Below are 17,436 nucleotides of genomic sequence, written 5' to 3' on the forward strand. Positions count from 1 at the left end.
GGTTCCCGCCGCGGGGCGAGGTGTCGATTACGCTCCCCTCATGGTGCGCATGGATCCCCAGGCCGTGCTGGAAGGCCGCGTCCCCGGGCGGCCGCCCGTCGGGCTCATCCTCGGGCTGATCGTCTCGACGCTGTGCGCGCTGGTCGTGCTCGGCGCGCTGGCGTGGTTCGGCGGGGCGGGGTTCGTGGCCGCGCTGCTGCTGGCCGTCCTGCCGATCCCGCCGCTGATCGCGCTGGTGCTCGCGCTGGACCGGCTGGAGCCCGAGCCGCCGCGGACGGTGGCCCTGGCGTTCATGTGGGGCGCCGGGGTGGCGGTGCTGGGGGCGCTGGTCCTCAACACCGCCGGGATGATCTACGTCACCGTGCCGATCTTCGGGGAGACCGAGGGCCACTTCGTCAGCGCCACGGTGGGCGCCCCGCTGGTCGAAGAGACCCTCAAGGGGGCGGTGCTGTTCGGCCTGCTGTGGTTCCGCCGCAACGAGATCGACGGCTTCGCCGACGGTCTCATCTACGCGGCCATGGTCGGCCTCGGCTTCGCGATGATGGAGAACATCACCTACTACATGCGGGCGCTGGAGGAGGGCGGCACCGGCCAGCTCACCGCCGTGTTCGTGCTGCGCGGGGTGATCGCGCCGCTGAGCCACCCGCTGTTCACCTCGATGCTGGGGCTGGGCGTGGCCTGGTCGGCCACCCACCGCCGCGGCCGGGTCGTCGCGCCGGTGCTGGGCCTGCTGGCGGCGATGGTGCTGCACGGGCTGTGGAACGGCTCGGCCGCCCTCGGCGCCGCCGGGCTGGTCGTGGTGTACGGGCTGGACTTCTGCCTGCTGCTGGTGCTCATCGTCATCGTCCTGCTGGAGCGGCGCGGCATCGTCCAGCGGATCGAGCGCTACCTGCCGATGTACGAGGGCACCGGCCTGGTGACTCCGCAGGACGTGCGGATGCTCGGGCGGCTGTCGAGCCGGCGGGCCGCCCGCCGGTGGGCCCGGGCGACCGGCGGGCCGATGGCGGCGCGGGCCATGAGCGACTACCAGCTGGCCGCCACCGAGCTGGCGCTGTTGCACAAGCGGGCCGAGCGGGGCGTGGCCGACCCCGCCTGGCTCGCCCAGCGGCGGGACGCGCTGCTGGGCCTGATGGCGGTCGCCCGCCAGGCGTTCCTGTGGGCCCCGCAGCACGGCGTCACCGGCCCGCCCTGGGCGCCCGGCGGCCCCTCCGGACCCCCGCCCGTCGTGGGGTGACCCCGACGGGGGGTGTGGGCGGGACCTCGCCCGGGCGGCCATACGATGAGTTCCGTGGCTGAGCGTTCCGAGAACCCCCTGGCCAGAGTCCGCGACGCGGTCTGGCGGCCGACCCCCGCCTCGCTGCGGCTGCTGGCGCTGCTGTCGGTCGTCGTCAACGCCGGGATCATCGTCACCGGCGGCGCGGTGCGGCTCACCAAGTCTGGCCTGGGCTGCTCGACCTGGCCCAAGTGCACCCCGGACAGCATGATCCCGACCTCCTCGCCGGACCACTCGCCGATGCATATGGCCATCGAGTTCGGCAACCGCACGCTGACCTTCCTGGTGCTGGCGGCGGGGATCGCGGTCCTCGTGGCGGCGCTGCGGTCGGTGCCCCGGCGGCGCGACCTGGTGCGGCTGGCCGCCGTCCAGCCGTTCGGCGTGCTGGCCCAGGCCGCCTGGGGCGGCCTGACGGTGCTCACCGACCTGCACCCGGCGGTGGTGGCCGGCCACTTCATGCTCTCGCCCCTCCTGCTCATCGCCTGCGTGGCGCTCTACGTCCGCGCGGGGGAGGGGGACGGGCCCGCCCGCCCGCTGGTGAGCGAGCGGCTCCGCGCGCTCTCGCTGGCCCTGGCGGGCGTGACCGCGCTGCTCATGGTGGCGGGCACCGTGGTCACCGGCACCGGCCCGCACGGCGGGGACGACAGGTCCAAGCGCTTCGGCTTCGAGATCGAGCAGGTCACCCGCGTTCACAGCGCCCTGGCCTGGATCACCGTGGCGCTCACCGTGGCGCTGCTGATCGGGCTGTGGCGCAGCGGCGCCCCGCACTCGGTGCGGCGCCCGGTGCTGGTGCTGCTGGCGGTGGAGCTGGCCCAGGGGGTGATCGGCTACGTCCAGTACTTCCTGGGCGTCCCGGAGCTTCTGGTGGCCCTGCACATGCTGGGCTCGGCGCTGCTGTGGATCGCGGTCCTGCGGGTCGTCCTGGCCACCCGCGACCGGGGCCCGCTGCCTGCCGCCGAGCCCGTCCCAGCCCCGGCCAGGCCCGCCCCGCAGCCCGCCTGACCGTCAGGCGGCGGACGCCTTGCGGGCCAGGAAGCCGCGCAGCCGGTCCAGGGGCCAGGTGTTGATCACATCGTCCGGGGTGAGCCAGCCCCGCTGGGCGGTGCCGACGCCGTAACGCACATTGCGGAAGTGGCCGGGGGAGTGGGCGTCGGAGTCGACGGCGAACTTCACACCGAACCGCAGCGCCCGGCGGATCAGGTCGGCCGGCAGGTCGAGGCGTTCGGGGAAGCAGTCCACCTCCAGGGCGGTGCCGGTGTGCGCGCAGGCCCGGAACACCTCGTCCCAGTCGGCCTGCACCGGCGCCCGCCGGCCCAGGCGGCGGGCCGTGGGATGGCCGATGACGTGGACGTGCGGGTTCTCGCACACGCGGACGAGCCGCCTGGTCGTCTCCTCGGCGGTCTGGGTGAAGTGCGTGTGGATGGAGGCCACGCACACGTCGAGACCGGCCAGGAAGCCGGCGTCCCAGTCCACGCCGCCGTCGGGATCGATGTTGAGCTCGGCGCCGTGCAGCAGCGTCATGCCGGGATAGCGGCGCTGCAGGGCGCCGACCGCCGCCCGCTGCGCCAGCATCTTCTCGTCGGTCATCCGCTGCATGTAGAGGTTCGGCGCGTGGTCGGTGATCGCGTAGTACTCCAGGCCACGGGCCGCCGCGGCGGCCACCATGTCTTCCAGGGATGCCGTGCCGTCGGTGAGATCGGTGTGCGAGTGCAGGTCCCCTCGCAGGTCGTCCTCGGTCACCAGGCGCGGCAGGGCGCCGTCGAGGGCGGCCTGGATCTCGCCGGTGTCCTCGCGCAGCGTCGGCGGGATCCACGGCAGCCCCAGGCGCCGGTAGACCTCCTCCTCGGTGGCCGAGACGATCAGCTCCCCGGACGCGGCGTCGAACAGGCCGTACTCCGACAGCTTCAGGCCCGCGTGCACCGCCATCTCCCGGATGCGCACGTTGTGCTGTTTGCTGCCGGTGAAGTACTGCAGCGCGGCGCCCCAGGACTCCGGTGGCACCACCCGCAGGTCGACCTGTACGCCTCTGGTGGTGCGGACCGAGGTCTTCTTGTCGCCCTGCGCGATCACGTCGGCGACCAGGGGGAGAGCGGTCAGCTCGGCCATGAGCGGGCCGGGGTCGTCGGCGGCGGCCAAGACGTCGACGTCGCCGATGGTCTCCCGCATTCGGCGCAGCGATCCGGCGTACACACAGCGCAGGCAGCCGGGGACCTGCGACAGCGCGGCCACGACGTCCTCGGCCAGCTCCATCGCCGCGTCGATCAGCACCCGGTCGCCGGCGCGCTGCATCAGCCGGATGCCGTGCAGGATGTTCTCCTCGGTCCGGGCGCCGAAGCCGGGCAGCTCCCGCAGCCGGCCCTCCTCGATGGCCTCGGTCAGCTCCGGCACCGAGGAGACCCCCAGCTCCCGGTACACCGCCAGCGCCTTCCTGGGGCCCAGGGTGGGGATGGCCGTCAGTGCCCGCACCCCGCCGGGGATCTGCGCGCGCAGCTCCAGCACCTGGCGGATGGTGCCGCTGGCGTTGAAGTCGGCGAGCTTGCGGGCGATCGACTCCCCGACGTTGGGGATCTTTTTCAGCCCGGCCACGTCGAGCCCGGAGATGTCCTCCGGATAGCCGACGATGGCCCGGGCGGCCTTCTCGTAGGCCCGTATCCGGTAGGCGTCGCCGCCGGTGATCGACAGCAGGTCGGCCAGCTCCTGGACCAGCTCGGCGGCTTCCTCGTTCGTCCTGGCCATGTCCGGGCCATACCCGGGGCGAGCGGAGGGGCACCCGCGGGCCGGGGAGGCCGCTCGGGGCGGCCGCGGATCGGCGGGATGCTCCTATGGATGTCAGGGCTGGACGGCCTCGGGGGGCTCCGGCCGCCCGCGGGTCGCGCCGACGCAGGCGATCATGACGCAGCCGATGGCGGCCCACTCCTGGGCCGCCAGGATCTCGCCCAGGACGACCAGGCCGACCAGCGCCGCCACCGCGGGCTCCAGGCTCATCAGGATCCCGAAGACCCGGGCAGGCATCCGGCGCAGCGCCTCCAGTTCCAGCGTGTAGGGGATCACCGACGACATCAGGCCGACCCCGAGCCCCAGCAGCAGCAACCACGGGTCGAGCAGCGCCGTCCCGCCCGAGGCGGTGCCCAGCGGCAGCATCACCACGGCCGCCAGCACACTGGCCACCGCCAGCCCGCTGGAGCCGGCGAAGCGCCGCCCGGTGGCCGCGCTGAGCAGGATGTAGCCCGCCCAGGCGGCACCCGCCAGGAGGGCGAAGGCCACACCCACCAAGTCCACGTTGCCGTCGCCGCGGGCCAGCAGCAGCACGCCGGCGAACGCCAGCGCCGCCCATACCAGGTCGAGCAGGCGCCGGGAGGCGGCGATGGCGACCACCAGCGGGCCGAGGAACTCGATGGTCACCGCCACGCCCAGCGGGATCCGGGCGAAGGACTGGTAGATCGCGGTGTTCATCACCGCCAGCGTCAGCCCGAAGGCGGCGGCGACGGCCAGGTCGCCCCAGGTGTGGTCGCGAGCGAGGGTACGCAGCGCCCGCCGGCTCAGGAACCCCAGTACCAGCGCCGAGGTCGCCAGTCGCAGCAGCACCACTGCCGTGGGCGGCAGCACCACGAACAACTGCTTGGCCAGGCCCGCGCCGACCTGCACCGACACCACGCCCAGCAGCACCAGCGCGGGCGGCGGTATCGCCGCCGGAGACAGCAGCCGCGCACCACGGACGAACCATCCCCGGGGCTCGAATGAACCCGGGACCTCAGCCAGCGCCATCGACCCTCATTCCCACTTGAAGAAGCACGCGGACAAGCCCAGTCCCACCGCCGCCCAGACCAGCAGGACGACCAGGGAGCCGACGGGCAGGCTCGCCCCGTGCCGGAGAACCTCCCGCAGCCCCTCGGCCAGCGCCGAGATCGGCAGCAGCTCCAGGACCGCCGCCACCGCGCCGGGGAAGCTGCTCAGCGGGAACACCACACCGCCGAGCGCCAGCAGCAGCAGGTAGACGAGGTTGGCGGCGGCCAGCGTGGCCTCCGCCCGCAGCGTTCCGGCCATCAGCAGCCCGAAGCCGCTGAAGGCGGCCGTACCGGCCAGCACCAGTAGCACGACGGCCAGGGCGCCGCCGGGCCCGCCGCGGGGCTGCCAGCCGAGCGCCAGGGCGACCGCGCAGATCAGCACCGTCTGGACCGCCTCGACGGCCAGCACCGCCAGGGTCTTGGCGGCGATCAGCCCGGAGCGCGGCAGCGGCGTGGCGCCCAGCCGCTTGAGCGCGCCGTAGCGGCGCTCGAAACCGGTGGCGATGGCCTGCCCGGTGAACGCGGTGGACATCACCGCCAGCGCCAGCACGCCCGGGGTCAGGAAGTCCACCGGCTCGCCCGGCCCCAGGTCCAGCAGGCGCGTGGTGGAGAACAGCATCAGCAGCAGCACCGGGATGATCATGGTGAGCAGCAGCTGCTCGCCGTTGCGGAGCATGCCGCGCAGCTCGAAGGCGGCCTGCGCGCGCACCATCCGCGACAGCGGCGCCGCGGCCGGCGCGGGGGTCAGGTCCAGCGGCGCCGGCGCCGGGGCGGGGCTCACGGGCGCAGCTCCCGTCCGGTCAGCTCCAGGAAGACGTCCTCCAGGGTGCGCCGCTCGATCCGCAGGTCCTCGGTCAGCACCCCGTGCGAGGCGCACCAGGCGGTCACCGTGGCCAGCAGCTCCGGCTGCACGTCGCCCTCGATCAGGTAGTGGCCGGCCGGCGACTCCTTGGCGGCGCTGCCGACCGGCAGCGCCGCCAGCAGCTCGTCCAGCCCCAGGCCAGGACGGGCGCGGAAGCGCAGCTGCCGCTCGGCCCCGGTCAGCTCGGCGGGGGTGCCGCGGGCGACCACCCGCCCCTGGTCCACGATCACCACCTGGTCGGACAGCCGTTCGGCCTCCTCCATGTGGTGGGTGGTGAGGATCACGCCCGCCCCGGCGGCGCGCAGCCCCGCCACCAGCTCCCAGGTGGCGTGGCGGGCCTGCGGGTCCAGCCCGGCGGTCGGCTCGTCCAGGAACACCAGCTCGGGCCGGCCGACCACGGCGGCGGCCAGCGACAGCCGCTGCTGCTGCCCGCCCGACAGCCTGCGGTACGGGGTGCGCGCGTGCGCGGTCAGGCCGAGCCGCTCCAGCAGCGCGGCCGGGTCCAGCGGGTGGGCGTAGAACGCGGCGACCAGGCGCAGGAACTCCCCGGCGCGGGCGGTGCCCGGCACGCCGCCCGACTGCGGCATCACCCCGACCCGCGGGCGCAGCTCCCGGGCGTCCCGGACGGGGTCCAGCCCGAGCACCCGCACGGTGCCGGAGTCGGGCCGCCGGTAGCCCTCGCAGATCTCGACCGTGGTGGTCTTGCCCGCGCCGTTGGGGCCGAGCAGCGCGGTGACCGCGCCGCGCTCGGCGCGCAGCGAGATGCCGTCCACCGCGGCCCTCGGGCCGTAGCGCTTCACCAGCGCGTCCAGCTCGACCGCGGCGTGGCGGGGGGGTGTCATGCTCCCGAGTTTAGGTCGGCCGGGCAAAGGCCGCGGTCCTGCCCCCCGCCGGTACGCCGAGCCCCGGTCATGGGCGGGGCGCGGGCGGGCAATGCACGGCCGGGCCCGCCGGCGGCCGGGTGATGATTGCCGGGAACGCCCGCACGGTCCGGTAAACGGTCGCCCAAAATCCCTCCAGAGGGTAAACGGCCGCCCAAAGTCCCTGCGGATGGGGACGCGGACGGCGCGCCCCCGTCGCGCATCGGGAAGGCCACCGGCACAGGCCGCGCGACCACTGCGGGGGAGACGATGCGGGTACTGGTGGCGCTGGGCGGCAACGCCCTGCTCAGGCGGGGGCAGCCGCCGGACGCCGAGGTGCAGCGGGCCAACGCCATGGCGGCGGTGCGGTCGCTGGCGCCGCTGGCGGCCGCCCACGAGCTGATCATCACGCACGGCAACGGCCCGCAGGTGGGCGTGCTGGCCGTGCAGAGCGCCGCCGATCCGGGCCTGAGCGGGCCGTACCCGTTCGACACGCTGGGCGCACAGACCCAGGGCATGATCGGCTACTGGCTGCTGCAGGCGCTGCAGAACGCGCTGCCGGGACGGCAGGTGGTCTCGCTGATCACCCAGACCCTGGTGTCGGCGGTCGACCCGGCCTTCGCCGACCCCACCAAGTTCGTCGGCCGGGTCTACGAGCGGGACGAGGCCGAGAAGCTGGCCGCCGAGCACGGCTGGACCGTCCGGCCGGACGGCGGGTACTGGCGGCGGGTGGTGCCCTCGCCGCGGCCGCAGCGGGTGGTGGAGACCCGGCTGATCCACCGGCTGGTGCGCGAGGGCGCGGTGGTGGTGTGCGCCGGGGGCGGCGGCGTCCCGGTCGTCCGCAACGGCGTCGGCCGGCTGGAGGGGGTCGAGGCGGTCATCGACAAGGACCTGACCGGCGCGCTGCTGGCCGAGGCCCTGGAGGCCGACGCGTTCCTGATCCTGACCGACGTGCCGGAGGTCGTGCGCGGCTTCGGCACGTCCCGCCGGCGGCCGATCCGGCACACCACCCCGTACGAACTGCGCGCACAGCGGTTCGCGGCGGGCTCGATGGGACCGAAGGTCGAGGCCGTCTGCGGTTTCGTGGAGCGCACCGGCGACATGGCCGCGATCGGCGCGCTGGACCGTTGCCGGCAGATCCTGGAGGGCACCTCCGGGACGATCGTCACCCCGGACGCCACCTGGCCGCCGGCCGGCACCTGGTGACCGCGTCACCCAGCCCGACTTAGGTAAGGCTGGCCTGCGTGAGGTACCGCACCCGGGACCGTTTGTGCGCCGGGAAGGAATTACGCCACACTGATGTTGTGAAAAACGTGGGCGGGAAGACGACGACGGGTGCGGCCGTGCGGCCGTCCGCCATGCCGTCGCTCGCCGCGGGCATGGACGGCCACGGCGAGCGGGACACGCGTGCCCGGGTGGCCCGGCTCATCCTCGAACACGGTCCGATCACCGCGTCCGCCCTGGGCGAGCGGGTCGGGCTCACCCCCGCCGCCGTCCGGCGGCACCTGGACGCGCTGCTGGCCGAGGGCATGATCGAGGTCAAGCGGGCGCGTCCGCAGGCGCACCGGGGGCGCGGCCGTCCGGCCAAGTGGTTCGCCATCACCGACGCCGGGCGCAGCGCCTTCGTGCACGCCTACGACGACCTGGCGAGCGCGGCGCTGCGGTTCCTGGCCGAGAAGGCCGGCGGGGCCGCCGTCGCCGAGTTCGCCTGGCGACAGATCGCCGACCTGGAGCGGCGCTACCGCCCGGTGGTCCGCGCGGCCCCCCCGCAGCAGCGGGTCCGGGCGCTGGCCGAGGCGCTGTCGGCCGACGGCTACGCCGCAGCGGCCGGCCGGGCCCCCCGCATGGGCGGCCAGCAACTGTGCCAGCATCACTGCCCGGTCGCGCACGTCGCCGCGGAGTTCCCGCAGCTGTGCGAGGCCGAGACCGAGGCGTTCAGCCGGCTGCTGGGCACCCCGGTGCAGCGGCTGGCCACCATCGCCCACGGCGACGGGATCTGCACCACCCACGTCAGCCCGCGCGACCTGCGGGCGGACCCGGGGCCGGGCGCCGTGCCCGGCGCCGGGCACGGCACCACGCAAGACACCGATGACGAGGAGTCCGGGAGGACCTCCCTATGACTATCGAAACCCACCCCGAGCTGGAGGGGTTCGACAAGTACAAGTTCGGCTGGGCCGACCCGGACACCGCCGGGGCCGCGGCCAAGCGGGGCCTGAACGAAGAGGTCGTCCGCGACATCTCGGCCAAGAAGAACGAGCCGGAGTGGATGCTGGACCTGCGGCTGAAGGGGCTGCGGCTGTTCGACAAGAAGCCGCTGCCGGCCTGGGGCTCGGACCTGTCGGGCATCGACTTCGACAACATCAAGTACTTCGTACGCTCCACCGAGAAGCAGGCGGCCACCTGGGACGACCTGCCGGCGGACATCAAGAACACCTACGACAAGCTGGGCATCCCCGAGGCCGAGAAGCAGCGCCTGGTGGCCGGGGTGGCCGCGCAGTACGAGTCCGAGGTCGTCTACCACAAGATCCGTGACGACCTGGAGAGCAAGGGCGTCATCTTCGTCGACACCGACACCGGCCTGCGCGAGTACCCGGAGATCTTCGCCGAGTACTTCGGCAGCGTGATCCCGGTCGGCGACAACAAGTTCGCCGCGCTCAACACGGCCGTGTGGTCGGGTGGCTCGTTCATCTACGTGCCGCCGGGCGTGCACGTGGAGATCCCGCTGCAGGCCTACTTCCGGATCAACACCGAGAACATGGGCCAGTTCGAGCGCACCCTGATCATCGTCGACGAGGGCGCCTACGTGCACTACGTCGAGGGCTGCACCGCGCCGATCTACTCCTCCGACTCGCTGCACTCGGCGGTCGTGGAGATCATCGTCAAGAAGGACGCCCGCTGCCGTTACACGACCATCCAGAACTGGTCGAACAACGTCTACAACCTGGTCACCAAGCGCGCCGTCGCCTACGAGGGCGCCACCATGGAGTGGGTCGACGGCAACATCGGCTCCAAGGTGACCATGAAGTACCCGGCGGTCTACCTGCTGGGCGAGCACGCCAAGGGCGAGACCCTGTCGATCGCGTTCGCCGGCGAGGGCCAGCACCAGGACGCCGGCGCCAAGATGGTGCACGCCGCGCCGCACACCTCCAGCACCATCGTGTCCAAGTCGGTGGCGCGCGGCGGCGGCCGCACCTCCTACCGCGGCCTGGTCCAGGTGCAGGAGGGCGCTGAGCACGCCAAGTCCACGGTCAAGTGCGACGCGCTGTTGGTCGACCAGATCAGCCGCTCCGACACCTACCCGTACGTGGACGTCCGCGAGGACGACGTGGAGATGGGCCATGAGGCCACCGTCTCCAAGGTGTCGGAGGACCAGCTGTTCTACCTGATGAGCCGCGGGATGACCGAGGACGAGGCGATGGCCATGATCGTGCGCGGGTTCGTCGAGCCCATCGCGCGCGAGCTGCCCATGGAGTACGCCCTCGAACTGAACCGCCTGATCGAGCTGCAGATGGAAGGAGCCGTCGGCTGATGGGGCTGGAGACCAAGCCTCTGTCGACCCTGCACGAGAGGTCCTCCTACGACGTGGCGGACTTCCCGGTGCCCACCGGCCGCGAGGAGGAGTGGCGGTTCACCCCGCTGCGCCGGCTGCGGGACCTGCACAAGGGTGCCGAGGGACTCGGCAAGGCGCTCGTGGAGGTCGAGGCGGCCCCCGAGGTCAAGGTCGAGCGCGTGGGCCGCGACGACCCGCGGCTCGGCCGGGCCTACGTGCCCGGCGACCGGGTCAGCGCCCAGGCCTACGCGGCGTTCACCGAGGCCACCGTCCTCACCGTGCCCAAGGAGGCGGTCGCCTCCCGGCCGACGGTGCTGCGGATCAACGGTGAGGACGCCGGATCGGCCGCCTACGGCCACACCACCGTGATCGTCGAGCCGTTCGCGCAGGCCACCGTGGTGCTGGCGCACCGCGGCTCGGCCACCTACGCCGACAACGTGGAGTTCGTGGTCGGCGACGGCGCCAAGCTGTCGGTGATCAGTCTGCAGGACTGGGAGGACGACAGCGTCCACCTGTCCCACCAGCACGCCCGGCTGGGCCGTGACGCCTCCTTCACCGGATTCGTGGTCTCGCTGGGCGGTGACCTGGTACGCATCGCCCCGTCGGTGGCCTACGACGCGCCCGGCGGCGACGCCGAGCTGTACGGGGTCTACTTCGTGGACGCCGGCCAGCACCTGGAGCACCGGCTGCTGGTCGACCACGCCGTCCCGCACTGCCGCAGCCGGGTCGACTACCGGGGGGCGCTGCAGGGGCAGGACGCCCACGCGGTCTGGATCGGCGACGTGATCATCCGGGCCGAGGGCGAGGGCACCGACACCTACGAGCTCAACCGCAACCTGGTGCTCACCGACGGCACCCGGGTGGACTCGGTGCCCAACCTGGAGATCCTCACCGGTGAGGTGGTCGGCGCCGGGCACGCCAGCGCCAGCGGCCGCCTCGACGACGAGCACCTGTTCTACCTGCAGGCCCGCGGCATCCCCCGGGACGAGGCGCGGCGCATGGTGGTGCGCGGCTACCTCGGCCAGCTCGTCGACCGCATCGAGGTCGATGAGGTCCGCGAGAAGGTGCGGGCCGCGATCGAGGCGGAGCTGGACCGATGAGCGGCGCGGGCGAGGGCTTCGTGAAGGTCTGCCCACTGGCGGAGATCCCCGAGGACGGGGCGCTGGCGGTGGAGATCGACGACACCCCCGTGGCGCTGGTACGCACCGGCGGCGAGGTGTTCGCGCTGCGCGACGTGTGCTCGCACGCCGAGGTGGCGCTGTCGGAGGGCGAGGTCTACAACCACACGATCGAGTGCTGGCTGCACGGCTCGTGCTTCGACCTGCGCACCGGCAAGCCCACCAACCCGCCGGCGACCGCGCCGGTGCCGACCTACCGGGTACGGGTGAGCGACGGCGACGTGCACGTGTCGCTGCGCCCCGGCCCCCAAGACTGACGACACAGACAGAGGTTCGAAGACAGATATGGCCACGCTAGAGATCCGCGACCTCCGCGTCTCCGTCGGCGACGGCTCCGACGGGGCCAAGGAGATCCTGCGCGGCGTCGACCTGACCGTTCGCTCCGGCGAGACCCACGCCATCATGGGACCCAACGGCTCGGGCAAGTCCACCCTGGCCTACGCGATCGCCGGGCACCCCAAGTACGAGATCACCGCCGGCACCGTCACCCTCGACGGCGAGGACGTGCTCGCCATGAGCGTGGACGAGCGGGCCCGCGCCGGCCTGTTCCTGGCCATGCAGTACCCGGTCGAGGTGCCGGGCGTGTCGGTGTCGAACTTCCTGCGCTCGGCGGTCACCGCGGTACGTGGGGAGGCGCCCAAGCTGCGGGTGTTCACCAAGGAGATGAAGGCGGCGATGGACGCGCTGTCCATCGACCCTGACTTCGCCCAGCGCAGCCTGAACGAGGGCTTCTCCGGCGGCGAGAAGAAGCGCCACGAGATCCTGCAGCTGGAGATGCTCAAGCCGAAGATCGCGGTGCTGGACGAGACCGACTCCGGGCTGGACGTGGACGCCCTGAAGGTGGTCTCCGAGGGCATCAACCGCTTCGGCGCCGCCGGCGACACCGGGGTGCTGCTGATCACCCACTACACCCGCATCCTGCGGTACGTGCGGCCGGAGTTCGTGCACGTCTTCGCCGGCGGGCGGATCGTCGAGGAGGGCGGTCCCGAGCTGGCCGAGGTGCTGGAGAACGAGGGGTACGAGAAGTACGTGAAGGCGGGCGCATCCTCATGACCCTGCTGCCCGAGGAGATCAAGAAGGACTTCCCGCTGCTGGCGCGCACCGTGCGCGGCGGCCGTCCGCTGGTCTACCTCGACTCGGGTGCGACCTCGCAGAAGCCCCGCAGCGTGCTGGACGCCGAGCGGGAGTTCTACGAGCGCCACAACGCCGCCGTGCACCGCGGCGCGCACCTGCTGGCCGAGGAGGCCACCGACGCGTTCGAGGGAGCCCGCGCCACCATTGCGGGCTTCATCGGCGCGGTGCCCGGCGAGATCGTGTTCACCAAGAACGCCACCGAGGCGATCAACCTGGTGGCGTACTCGCTGAGCAACGCCGCCACCGCCGGCCCGCAGGCCGAGCGGTTCCGGGTGGGCCCCGGCGACGAGATCGTCGTCTCGGAGATGGAGCACCACGCCAACCTGGTGCCCTGGCAGCAGCTGTGCCAGCGCACCGGGGCGACGCTGCGCTGGTTCGGCATCACCGAGGACGGCCGCCTGGACCTGGCCGAGCTGGACGCCCTGGTCAACGAGCGCACCAGGCTGGTGGCGCTGACCCACCAGTCCAACGTGCTGGGAACGGTCCCGCCGGTCGAGCAGATCACCGCGCGGGCCCGTCAGGTGGGCGCGCTGGTGCTGCTGGACGCCGCCCAGTCGGTGCCCCACCAGCCGGTGGACGTGGCCGCCCTGGATGTGGACTTCCTGGCGTTCTCCGGGCACAAGATGCTCGGCCCGTCCGGCGTCGGGGTGCTGTGGGGCCGCCGCGAGCTGCTGGAGGTCATGCCCCCGTTCATCACCGGCGGGTCGATGATCGAGGTGGTGCGGATGGAGGGCTCGACCTTCCTGCCGCCGCCGCAGCGCTTCGAGGCCGGGGTGCCGATGACCGCGCAGGCGGTCGGGCTCGCCGCGGCCTGCGACTACCTGTCCGAGCTGGGCATGGACCGGGTGCACGCGCACGAGGAGGCGCTGACCGCCTACACGCTGGAGCAGGTCGGCGACATCCCCGGGGTACGGATCATCGGGCCGCGCTCCACCCGGGCGCGCGGCGGCACCGTCTCGTTCGTGGTCGACGACCTGCACCCGCACGACGTGGGGCAGGTGCTGGACGAGCTCGGTGTGGCGGTACGGGTCGGGCACCACTGCGCGTGGCCGATCTGCCGCCGGTTCGGCATCCCCGCCACCACCAGGGCGTCGTTCTACGTCTACAACACGCTGGCGGACGTGGACGCCCTCGCCGACGGGATCCGGCACGCCCAGAAGTTCTTCGGAACAGCCTGACCGCGCCCGCTGTTGACCGATTGACGCCGCCCGACGACCGGCCGCCGCAGGAAGGACGCCATGCAGCTCGAGTCGATGTACCAGGAGATCATCCTGGACCACTACCGCAACCCCCATCACAAGGGGCTGCGGGAGCCGTACGAGGCCGAGGTGCATCACGTCAACCCCACCTGCGGTGACGAGGTGACGCTGCGCGTGCACCTGGAGGGCGCCGGGGACGACGCGCGCGTCGCCGACGTCTCCTACGACTCGATGGGCTGTTCGATCAGCCAGGCCAGCGCGTCGGTGATGAGCGACCTGGTGATCGGCAGGTCGGTCAAGGAGGCGATGGTCATCGGGGACGAGTTCCTGGCCCTGATGCAGTCGCGCGGTCAGGCCGAGCCGGACGAGGACGTCCTGGAGGACGCCGTCGCCTTCGCCGGGGTGTCGAAGTACCCCGCCCGCGTCAAGTGCGCCCTGCTCGCCTGGATGGCGTGGAAGGACGCGACCGCCCGAGCCCTTGGAGAGGCATCATGAGCGAGACCGAGACCCCGGCGGCCGAGCAGGACGTCCCGGAGCAGGCCGGGGCGGCGCCCGCGATCGCCGCCGAGCACGAGGAGATCCTGGAGGCCCTCAAGGACGTCGTGGACCCCGAGCTCGGCATCAACGTCGTCGATCTCGGCCTGGTCTACGGCATCGACGTCGTCGACGAGGTGGCCACCCTGGACATGACGCTGACCAGCGCGGCCTGCCCGCTCACCGACGTGATCGAGGACCAGGCGCACGGCGCGCTGGAGGGCCTGGTCAAGGACGTCAAGATCAACTGGGTCTGGCTGCCGCCGTGGGGCCCGGACAAGATCAGCGAGGATGGCCGCGAGCAGCTGCGCGCCCTCGGCTTCAACGTCTGACCCACGACGTCCGACGCCCGATCCAGGGCGTCGGACGTACGACGTTCGGTAGGCGACGGCGGGTGCCGTCCCGGCCGCTCGGCCTGGGCGGCACTCGCCGTCCGCTGCCGTCCGCCCGTCAGCCCTCCTTGGGCTTGGCGGGCCACAGCGTGTAGGTGATCGGCCACAGCGCCCAGATCCCCAGCACCATCGACAGCCGCCCGATCCAGCCCGCCAGCGCCTCGGTGCGCTCGGCGTCGCCCACCATGACGATCGCGCCGAGCAGCAGCGCGCAGCTGATCGCCCAGGCGACGAGGGCCTTGCCGAACTCGCGCCACTCGTGCCGGGCGCGGGCCATTCCGTACTTCGGAGGTCGGGGCGGCGGTGGGCCGCCGGCGAACCGGTGCGCGAACCGGGTGTCCGCCCATCGGATCATGCTGTGCCCGAAGGCCACCGAGAAGCCGATGTAGGCGGCCGCCAGCCCGTGCGTGAAGTCCGCGGTGGCGCCGGCGCGCAGGTCGAGCACCGTCGCCACCAGCAGCACCAGGTCCACCAGCGGAACGCACACCAGCAGCGCGGCGCCGGTCCGGCGCCAGCGCAGCAGGTAGCGGGCGGTCAGCCCGGCCAGCAGAAAGATCCAGAAGCCGATCTCACAACCGGCGATGATCGCAAGCAGCAACGCCTTCTCCTCGGTGGTCCGTACCCTTCGATGATCTCGGGGGAATGCCGCCGGACCCTCGGCACCTCCGGTGAAATCCGGGGTCCTCCGAAGGATGTACGACCCTGGGCCGGGGCTCCGCGCGGGGGAGGAGAGGGGGCTCGGGGAAGATGTACGGGTGCGATTCACCACCAGGCAGGACGCCCTGCTTGCGGTCGCGGCGCTGGCCGGCGGACTGCTGCTGCTGAGCGCCCACGGATACTCCGCCTGGGAGCCCGACGACCCGTGGCCGGGGACCGGCTGGCGGGTGCTCCCGCTGCTGGGGGTGTGCGCGGCCATGCTGTTCCGGCGGACGTCCCCGATGGCGGGGCTCGCCGTCGCCACCCCGGCGATGGTCGCCGACATCGTGATGAGCCCCAGCCTGGGCACCATGCTGGTCTACACCGACGCGCTGTACGCCTCCAGCCTGTACGGTCCGCGCCGGATGGCCGAGCGGCTGCTGGCGGTCACGGTGGCCGTGACCGTGCTGCTGGCCGGCGGGGTGGGGCTGTGGGCCTCCGCGTGGGAGGCGACGGTGATCATCGGCGGGGTGGCCGGCATGACCTGGGTGGGCCCGGTGCTGACCGCGATGGTGGTGCGCGAGCACCGCAACCGGGCCGAGCTGGAGCGGCAGCGGGCCGAGCAGCTGGCCCGGCTGGCCGAGCTGGACCGGCGCAACGCGGTGGCGGACGAACGCGCCCGGATGGCCCGCGAGCTGCACGACGTGGTCGCCAACCATCTCAGCGCGGTGGCCCTGCACTCCTCGGCGGTGCTGCGGCTGCCGGACCTGGACCGCGAGGGCGTCCGCCAGGCCATGAGCGTGATCAGGGAGAACAGCGTGCAGGGGCTGGCGGAGATGCGCCGCATGATCGGCCTGTTGCGCGAGGAGCGGGACGGGACCGGCGACCCGCCGGCCGCGCCCCGGCTGGCGGACCTGGAACGGCTGGCCGAGCGCGCCGCCCGCCCCGACCTGTCGGTGGGGGTGAAGGTGACCGGGACGGCGCGGGAGCTGCCCGCGGCGGTGGAGCTGGCCGCCTACCGGATCGTCCAGGAGTCGCTGACCAACGTGCTCAAGCACGCCGGGCCCGGCCGCGCCGAGGTGCTCGTCGAGCACCGCCCCGACCGGCTGTGCGTGACCGTGGAAAGCCCGCTGGGCGCGGAGCGCACCGAGCTGCCGGGGGCCGGCAGCGGCCTGATCGGGATGCGCGAGCGCGCCTCGATCCTGCGCGGCACGTTCACCGCCGGGCCCGAGGACGGGTGCTGGCGGGTGCGGGCCGAGCTGCCGACCACGACGCCGGACGGAGGAGATCCTTGATCAGGGTGCTGGTGGCCGACGACCAGGCGGCGGTACGGGCCGGGCTGGTGCTGATCCTGCGCTCGGCCCCCGACATCGAGGTGGTGGGGGAGGCCGCCGACGGGCTGGAGGCGGTGGCGCTGGCCCGCCGGCTGCGGCCGCACGTGGTGCTGATGGACGTGCGGATGCCCCGGCTGGACGGAATCTCGGCGACCCGGGAGCTGGCCGGCGTGGACGCCGACGTGCTGGTGCTGACCACCTTCGACGTGGACGAGTACGTGTTCGGCGCGCTGCGCGCGGGCGCGGCGGGCTTCCTGCTCAAGGACATCGACGCCGACCGGCTGGTGGAGGCGGTGCGCACGGTGGCGGCCGGGGAGGGGGTCCTGGCGCCCGCCGTCACCCGCCGGCTGATCAGCGCGTTCGCGGGCCGCCCGCGGCCCGTGGGCGCGGCCCCGCCGCCGGGGCTGGCCGACCTGACGCCGCGCGAGCGGGAGGTCTTCGGGTGCCTGGGCGAGGGCCTGTCCAACGGGCAGATCGCCGCCCGGCTGCACATGGCCGAGACCACCACCAAGACCCATGTCAGCCGGATCCTGGCCAAACTGGGGCTGCGCAGCCGCGTCCAGGCGGCCATCCTCGCCCAGGAGACCGCCGAGAGCGGCCTGCCGGCGGGCGGCCCCGACGCCGGCGCGGCCGGGTAGGCGCACTCCAGGGTGGTTGCAGTGCCTTGATGGCCTCGGGGGAGTGTCCGGTGCCCGGTGG

Annotated in this window: 18 protein-coding genes; 13 read left to right on the plus strand and 5 right to left on the minus strand. The window is 73.0% G+C overall.

The genetic code is table 11. The annotated features are described in order from the left end of the window. The first annotated feature begins 40 nt into the window (after positions 1–40). Both C4U03_RS19485 and C4U03_RS19490 read left to right on the plus strand, forming a co-directional pair. Positions 41–1,234: a PrsW family intramembrane metalloprotease gene (locus C4U03_RS19485; protein ID WP_103939247.1), complete on the plus strand. Its 1,194-nt coding sequence runs from the start codon at positions 41–43 to the stop codon at positions 1,232–1,234. 45 nt (positions 1,235–1,279) lie between these two features. Further along, positions 1,280–2,275 carry a COX15/CtaA family protein gene (locus tag C4U03_RS19490; RefSeq protein WP_103939248.1) on the plus strand — a complete coding sequence of 332 codons (996 nt, stop codon included), beginning with the start codon at positions 1,280–1,282 and terminating at the stop codon, positions 2,273–2,275. A gap of 3 nt (positions 2,276–2,278) precedes the next feature. Here the strand turns inward: C4U03_RS19490 and polX are convergent, their stop codons facing one another. The 4 genes from polX to C4U03_RS19510 form a co-directional block, all read right to left on the minus strand. Next, positions 2,279–4,009 (minus strand): DNA polymerase/3'-5' exonuclease PolX, encoded by a 1,731-nt coding sequence (polX, locus tag C4U03_RS19495; protein ID WP_103939249.1) that lies wholly within the window; start codon positions 4,007–4,009, stop codon positions 2,279–2,281. 93 nt (positions 4,010–4,102) lie between these two features. Further along, on the minus strand, positions 4,103–5,038 hold the full coding sequence (locus C4U03_RS19500) for an EamA family transporter (protein ID WP_103939250.1): 936 nt from the start codon (positions 5,036–5,038) through the stop codon (positions 4,103–4,105). A 6-nt stretch (positions 5,039–5,044) separates the two neighbouring features. Further along, positions 5,045–5,839, minus strand: coding sequence for an ABC transporter permease (locus tag C4U03_RS19505; RefSeq protein ID WP_407701439.1), 795 nt, complete (start codon positions 5,837–5,839; stop codon positions 5,045–5,047). Further along, positions 5,836–6,762 (minus strand): ABC transporter ATP-binding protein, encoded by a 927-nt coding sequence (locus C4U03_RS19510; protein ID WP_103939251.1) that lies wholly within the window; start codon positions 6,760–6,762, stop codon positions 5,836–5,838. The genes C4U03_RS19505 and C4U03_RS19510 overlap by 4 nt, the downstream gene beginning before the upstream one ends. A gap of 288 nt (positions 6,763–7,050) precedes the next feature. On the opposite strand from C4U03_RS19510, the gene arcC reads away from it, so the two are divergent. The 9 genes from arcC (at position 7,051) to C4U03_RS19555 (ending at position 14,707) form a co-directional block, all read left to right on the plus strand. After that, positions 7,051–7,986, plus strand: coding sequence for a carbamate kinase (gene arcC / locus C4U03_RS19515; RefSeq protein WP_103939252.1), 936 nt, complete (start codon positions 7,051–7,053; stop codon positions 7,984–7,986). A 152-nt stretch (positions 7,987–8,138) separates the two neighbouring features. Further along, positions 8,139–8,900: a helix-turn-helix transcriptional regulator gene (locus C4U03_RS19520; protein WP_103939435.1), complete on the plus strand. Its 762-nt coding sequence runs from the start codon at positions 8,139–8,141 to the stop codon at positions 8,898–8,900. Further along, positions 8,897–10,309 carry a Fe-S cluster assembly protein SufB gene (sufB, locus tag C4U03_RS19525; protein ID WP_103939253.1) on the plus strand — a complete coding sequence of 471 codons (1,413 nt, stop codon included), beginning with the start codon at positions 8,897–8,899 and terminating at the stop codon, positions 10,307–10,309. The genes C4U03_RS19520 and sufB overlap by 4 nt, the downstream gene beginning before the upstream one ends. Continuing rightward, positions 10,309–11,430 (plus strand): Fe-S cluster assembly protein SufD, encoded by a 1,122-nt coding sequence (gene sufD, locus C4U03_RS19530; protein ID WP_103939254.1) that lies wholly within the window; start codon positions 10,309–10,311, stop codon positions 11,428–11,430. The genes sufB and sufD overlap by 1 nt, the downstream gene beginning before the upstream one ends. Then, the gene (locus tag C4U03_RS19535) at positions 11,427–11,765 is read left to right on the plus strand and encodes a non-heme iron oxygenase ferredoxin subunit (protein WP_103939255.1); all 339 of its coding nucleotides are present in this window, start codon (positions 11,427–11,429) and stop codon (positions 11,763–11,765) included. Before sufD ends, C4U03_RS19535 begins: the two co-directional genes overlap by 4 nt. A 28-nt stretch (positions 11,766–11,793) precedes the next feature. Beyond that, complete coding sequence (gene sufC, locus C4U03_RS19540; RefSeq protein ID WP_103939256.1) at positions 11,794–12,561, plus strand: Fe-S cluster assembly ATPase SufC; 768 nt, start codon at positions 11,794–11,796, stop codon at positions 12,559–12,561. Then, complete coding sequence (locus C4U03_RS19545) at positions 12,558–13,820, plus strand: cysteine desulfurase (protein ID WP_103939257.1); 1,263 nt, start codon at positions 12,558–12,560, stop codon at positions 13,818–13,820. The genes sufC and C4U03_RS19545 overlap by 4 nt, the downstream gene beginning before the upstream one ends. A 60-nt stretch (positions 13,821–13,880) precedes the next feature. Beyond that, the gene (gene sufU / locus C4U03_RS19550) at positions 13,881–14,336 is read left to right on the plus strand and encodes a Fe-S cluster assembly sulfur transfer protein SufU (protein WP_103939258.1); all 456 of its coding nucleotides are present in this window, start codon (positions 13,881–13,883) and stop codon (positions 14,334–14,336) included. Beyond that, positions 14,333–14,707, plus strand: coding sequence for a metal-sulfur cluster assembly factor (locus C4U03_RS19555; protein ID WP_103939259.1), 375 nt, complete (start codon positions 14,333–14,335; stop codon positions 14,705–14,707). Before sufU ends, C4U03_RS19555 begins: the two co-directional genes overlap by 4 nt. Before the next feature lie 118 nt (positions 14,708–14,825). Here C4U03_RS19555 and C4U03_RS19560 read toward each other — a convergent pair whose 3' ends face one another. Further along, positions 14,826–15,365: a hypothetical protein gene (locus C4U03_RS19560; RefSeq protein ID WP_103939260.1), complete on the minus strand. Its 540-nt coding sequence runs from the start codon at positions 15,363–15,365 to the stop codon at positions 14,826–14,828. A gap of 157 nt (positions 15,366–15,522) precedes the next feature. Here C4U03_RS19560 and C4U03_RS19565 point away from each other — a divergent pair, with 157 nt between their 5' ends. After that, the gene (locus C4U03_RS19565; protein WP_235017978.1) at positions 15,523–16,698 is read left to right on the plus strand and encodes a sensor histidine kinase; all 1,176 of its coding nucleotides are present in this window, start codon (positions 15,523–15,525) and stop codon (positions 16,696–16,698) included. Then, positions 16,695–17,375, plus strand: a complete 681-nt coding sequence (locus C4U03_RS19570; protein ID WP_103939262.1) for a response regulator — start codon at positions 16,695–16,697, stop codon at positions 17,373–17,375. The genes C4U03_RS19565 and C4U03_RS19570 overlap by 4 nt, the downstream gene beginning before the upstream one ends. Positions 17,376–17,436 lie beyond the last annotated feature (61 nt).

The sequence above is a fragment of the Thermomonospora echinospora genome (assembly GCF_900108175.1).
Taxonomy (GTDB): Bacteria; Actinomycetota; Actinomycetes; order Streptosporangiales; family Streptosporangiaceae; genus Thermomonospora; species Thermomonospora echinospora.

What these genes read in the sequence shown, in the direction of transcription:
- C4U03_RS19485 (WP_103939247.1), top strand. Translation starts at nt 41, where the DNA reads ATGGTGCGCATGGATCCCCAGGCCGTGCTGGAAGGCCGCGTCCCCGGG.
- C4U03_RS19490 (WP_103939248.1), top strand. Translation starts at nt 1,280, where the DNA reads ATGAGTTCCGTGGCTGAGCGTTCCGAGAACCCCCTGGCCAGAGTCCGC.
- polX (WP_103939249.1), bottom strand. Translation starts at nt 4,009, where the DNA reads ATGGCCAGGACGAACGAGGAAGCCGCCGAGCTGGTCCAGGAGCTGGCC.
- C4U03_RS19500 (WP_103939250.1), bottom strand. Translation starts at nt 5,038, where the DNA reads ATGGCGCTGGCTGAGGTCCCGGGTTCATTCGAGCCCCGGGGATGGTTC.
- C4U03_RS19510 (WP_103939251.1), bottom strand. Translation starts at nt 6,762, where the DNA reads ATGACACCCCCCCGCCACGCCGCGGTCGAGCTGGACGCGCTGGTGAAG.
- arcC (WP_103939252.1), top strand. Translation starts at nt 7,051, where the DNA reads ATGCGGGTACTGGTGGCGCTGGGCGGCAACGCCCTGCTCAGGCGGGGG.
- C4U03_RS19520 (WP_103939435.1), top strand. Translation starts at nt 8,139, where the DNA reads ATGCCGTCGCTCGCCGCGGGCATGGACGGCCACGGCGAGCGGGACACG.
- sufB (WP_103939253.1), top strand. Translation starts at nt 8,897, where the DNA reads ATGACTATCGAAACCCACCCCGAGCTGGAGGGGTTCGACAAGTACAAG.
- sufD (WP_103939254.1), top strand. Translation starts at nt 10,309, where the DNA reads ATGGGGCTGGAGACCAAGCCTCTGTCGACCCTGCACGAGAGGTCCTCC.
- C4U03_RS19535 (WP_103939255.1), top strand. Translation starts at nt 11,427, where the DNA reads ATGAGCGGCGCGGGCGAGGGCTTCGTGAAGGTCTGCCCACTGGCGGAG.
- sufC (WP_103939256.1), top strand. Translation starts at nt 11,794, where the DNA reads ATGGCCACGCTAGAGATCCGCGACCTCCGCGTCTCCGTCGGCGACGGC.
- C4U03_RS19545 (WP_103939257.1), top strand. Translation starts at nt 12,558, where the DNA reads ATGACCCTGCTGCCCGAGGAGATCAAGAAGGACTTCCCGCTGCTGGCG.
- sufU (WP_103939258.1), top strand. Translation starts at nt 13,881, where the DNA reads ATGCAGCTCGAGTCGATGTACCAGGAGATCATCCTGGACCACTACCGC.
- C4U03_RS19555 (WP_103939259.1), top strand. Translation starts at nt 14,333, where the DNA reads ATGAGCGAGACCGAGACCCCGGCGGCCGAGCAGGACGTCCCGGAGCAG.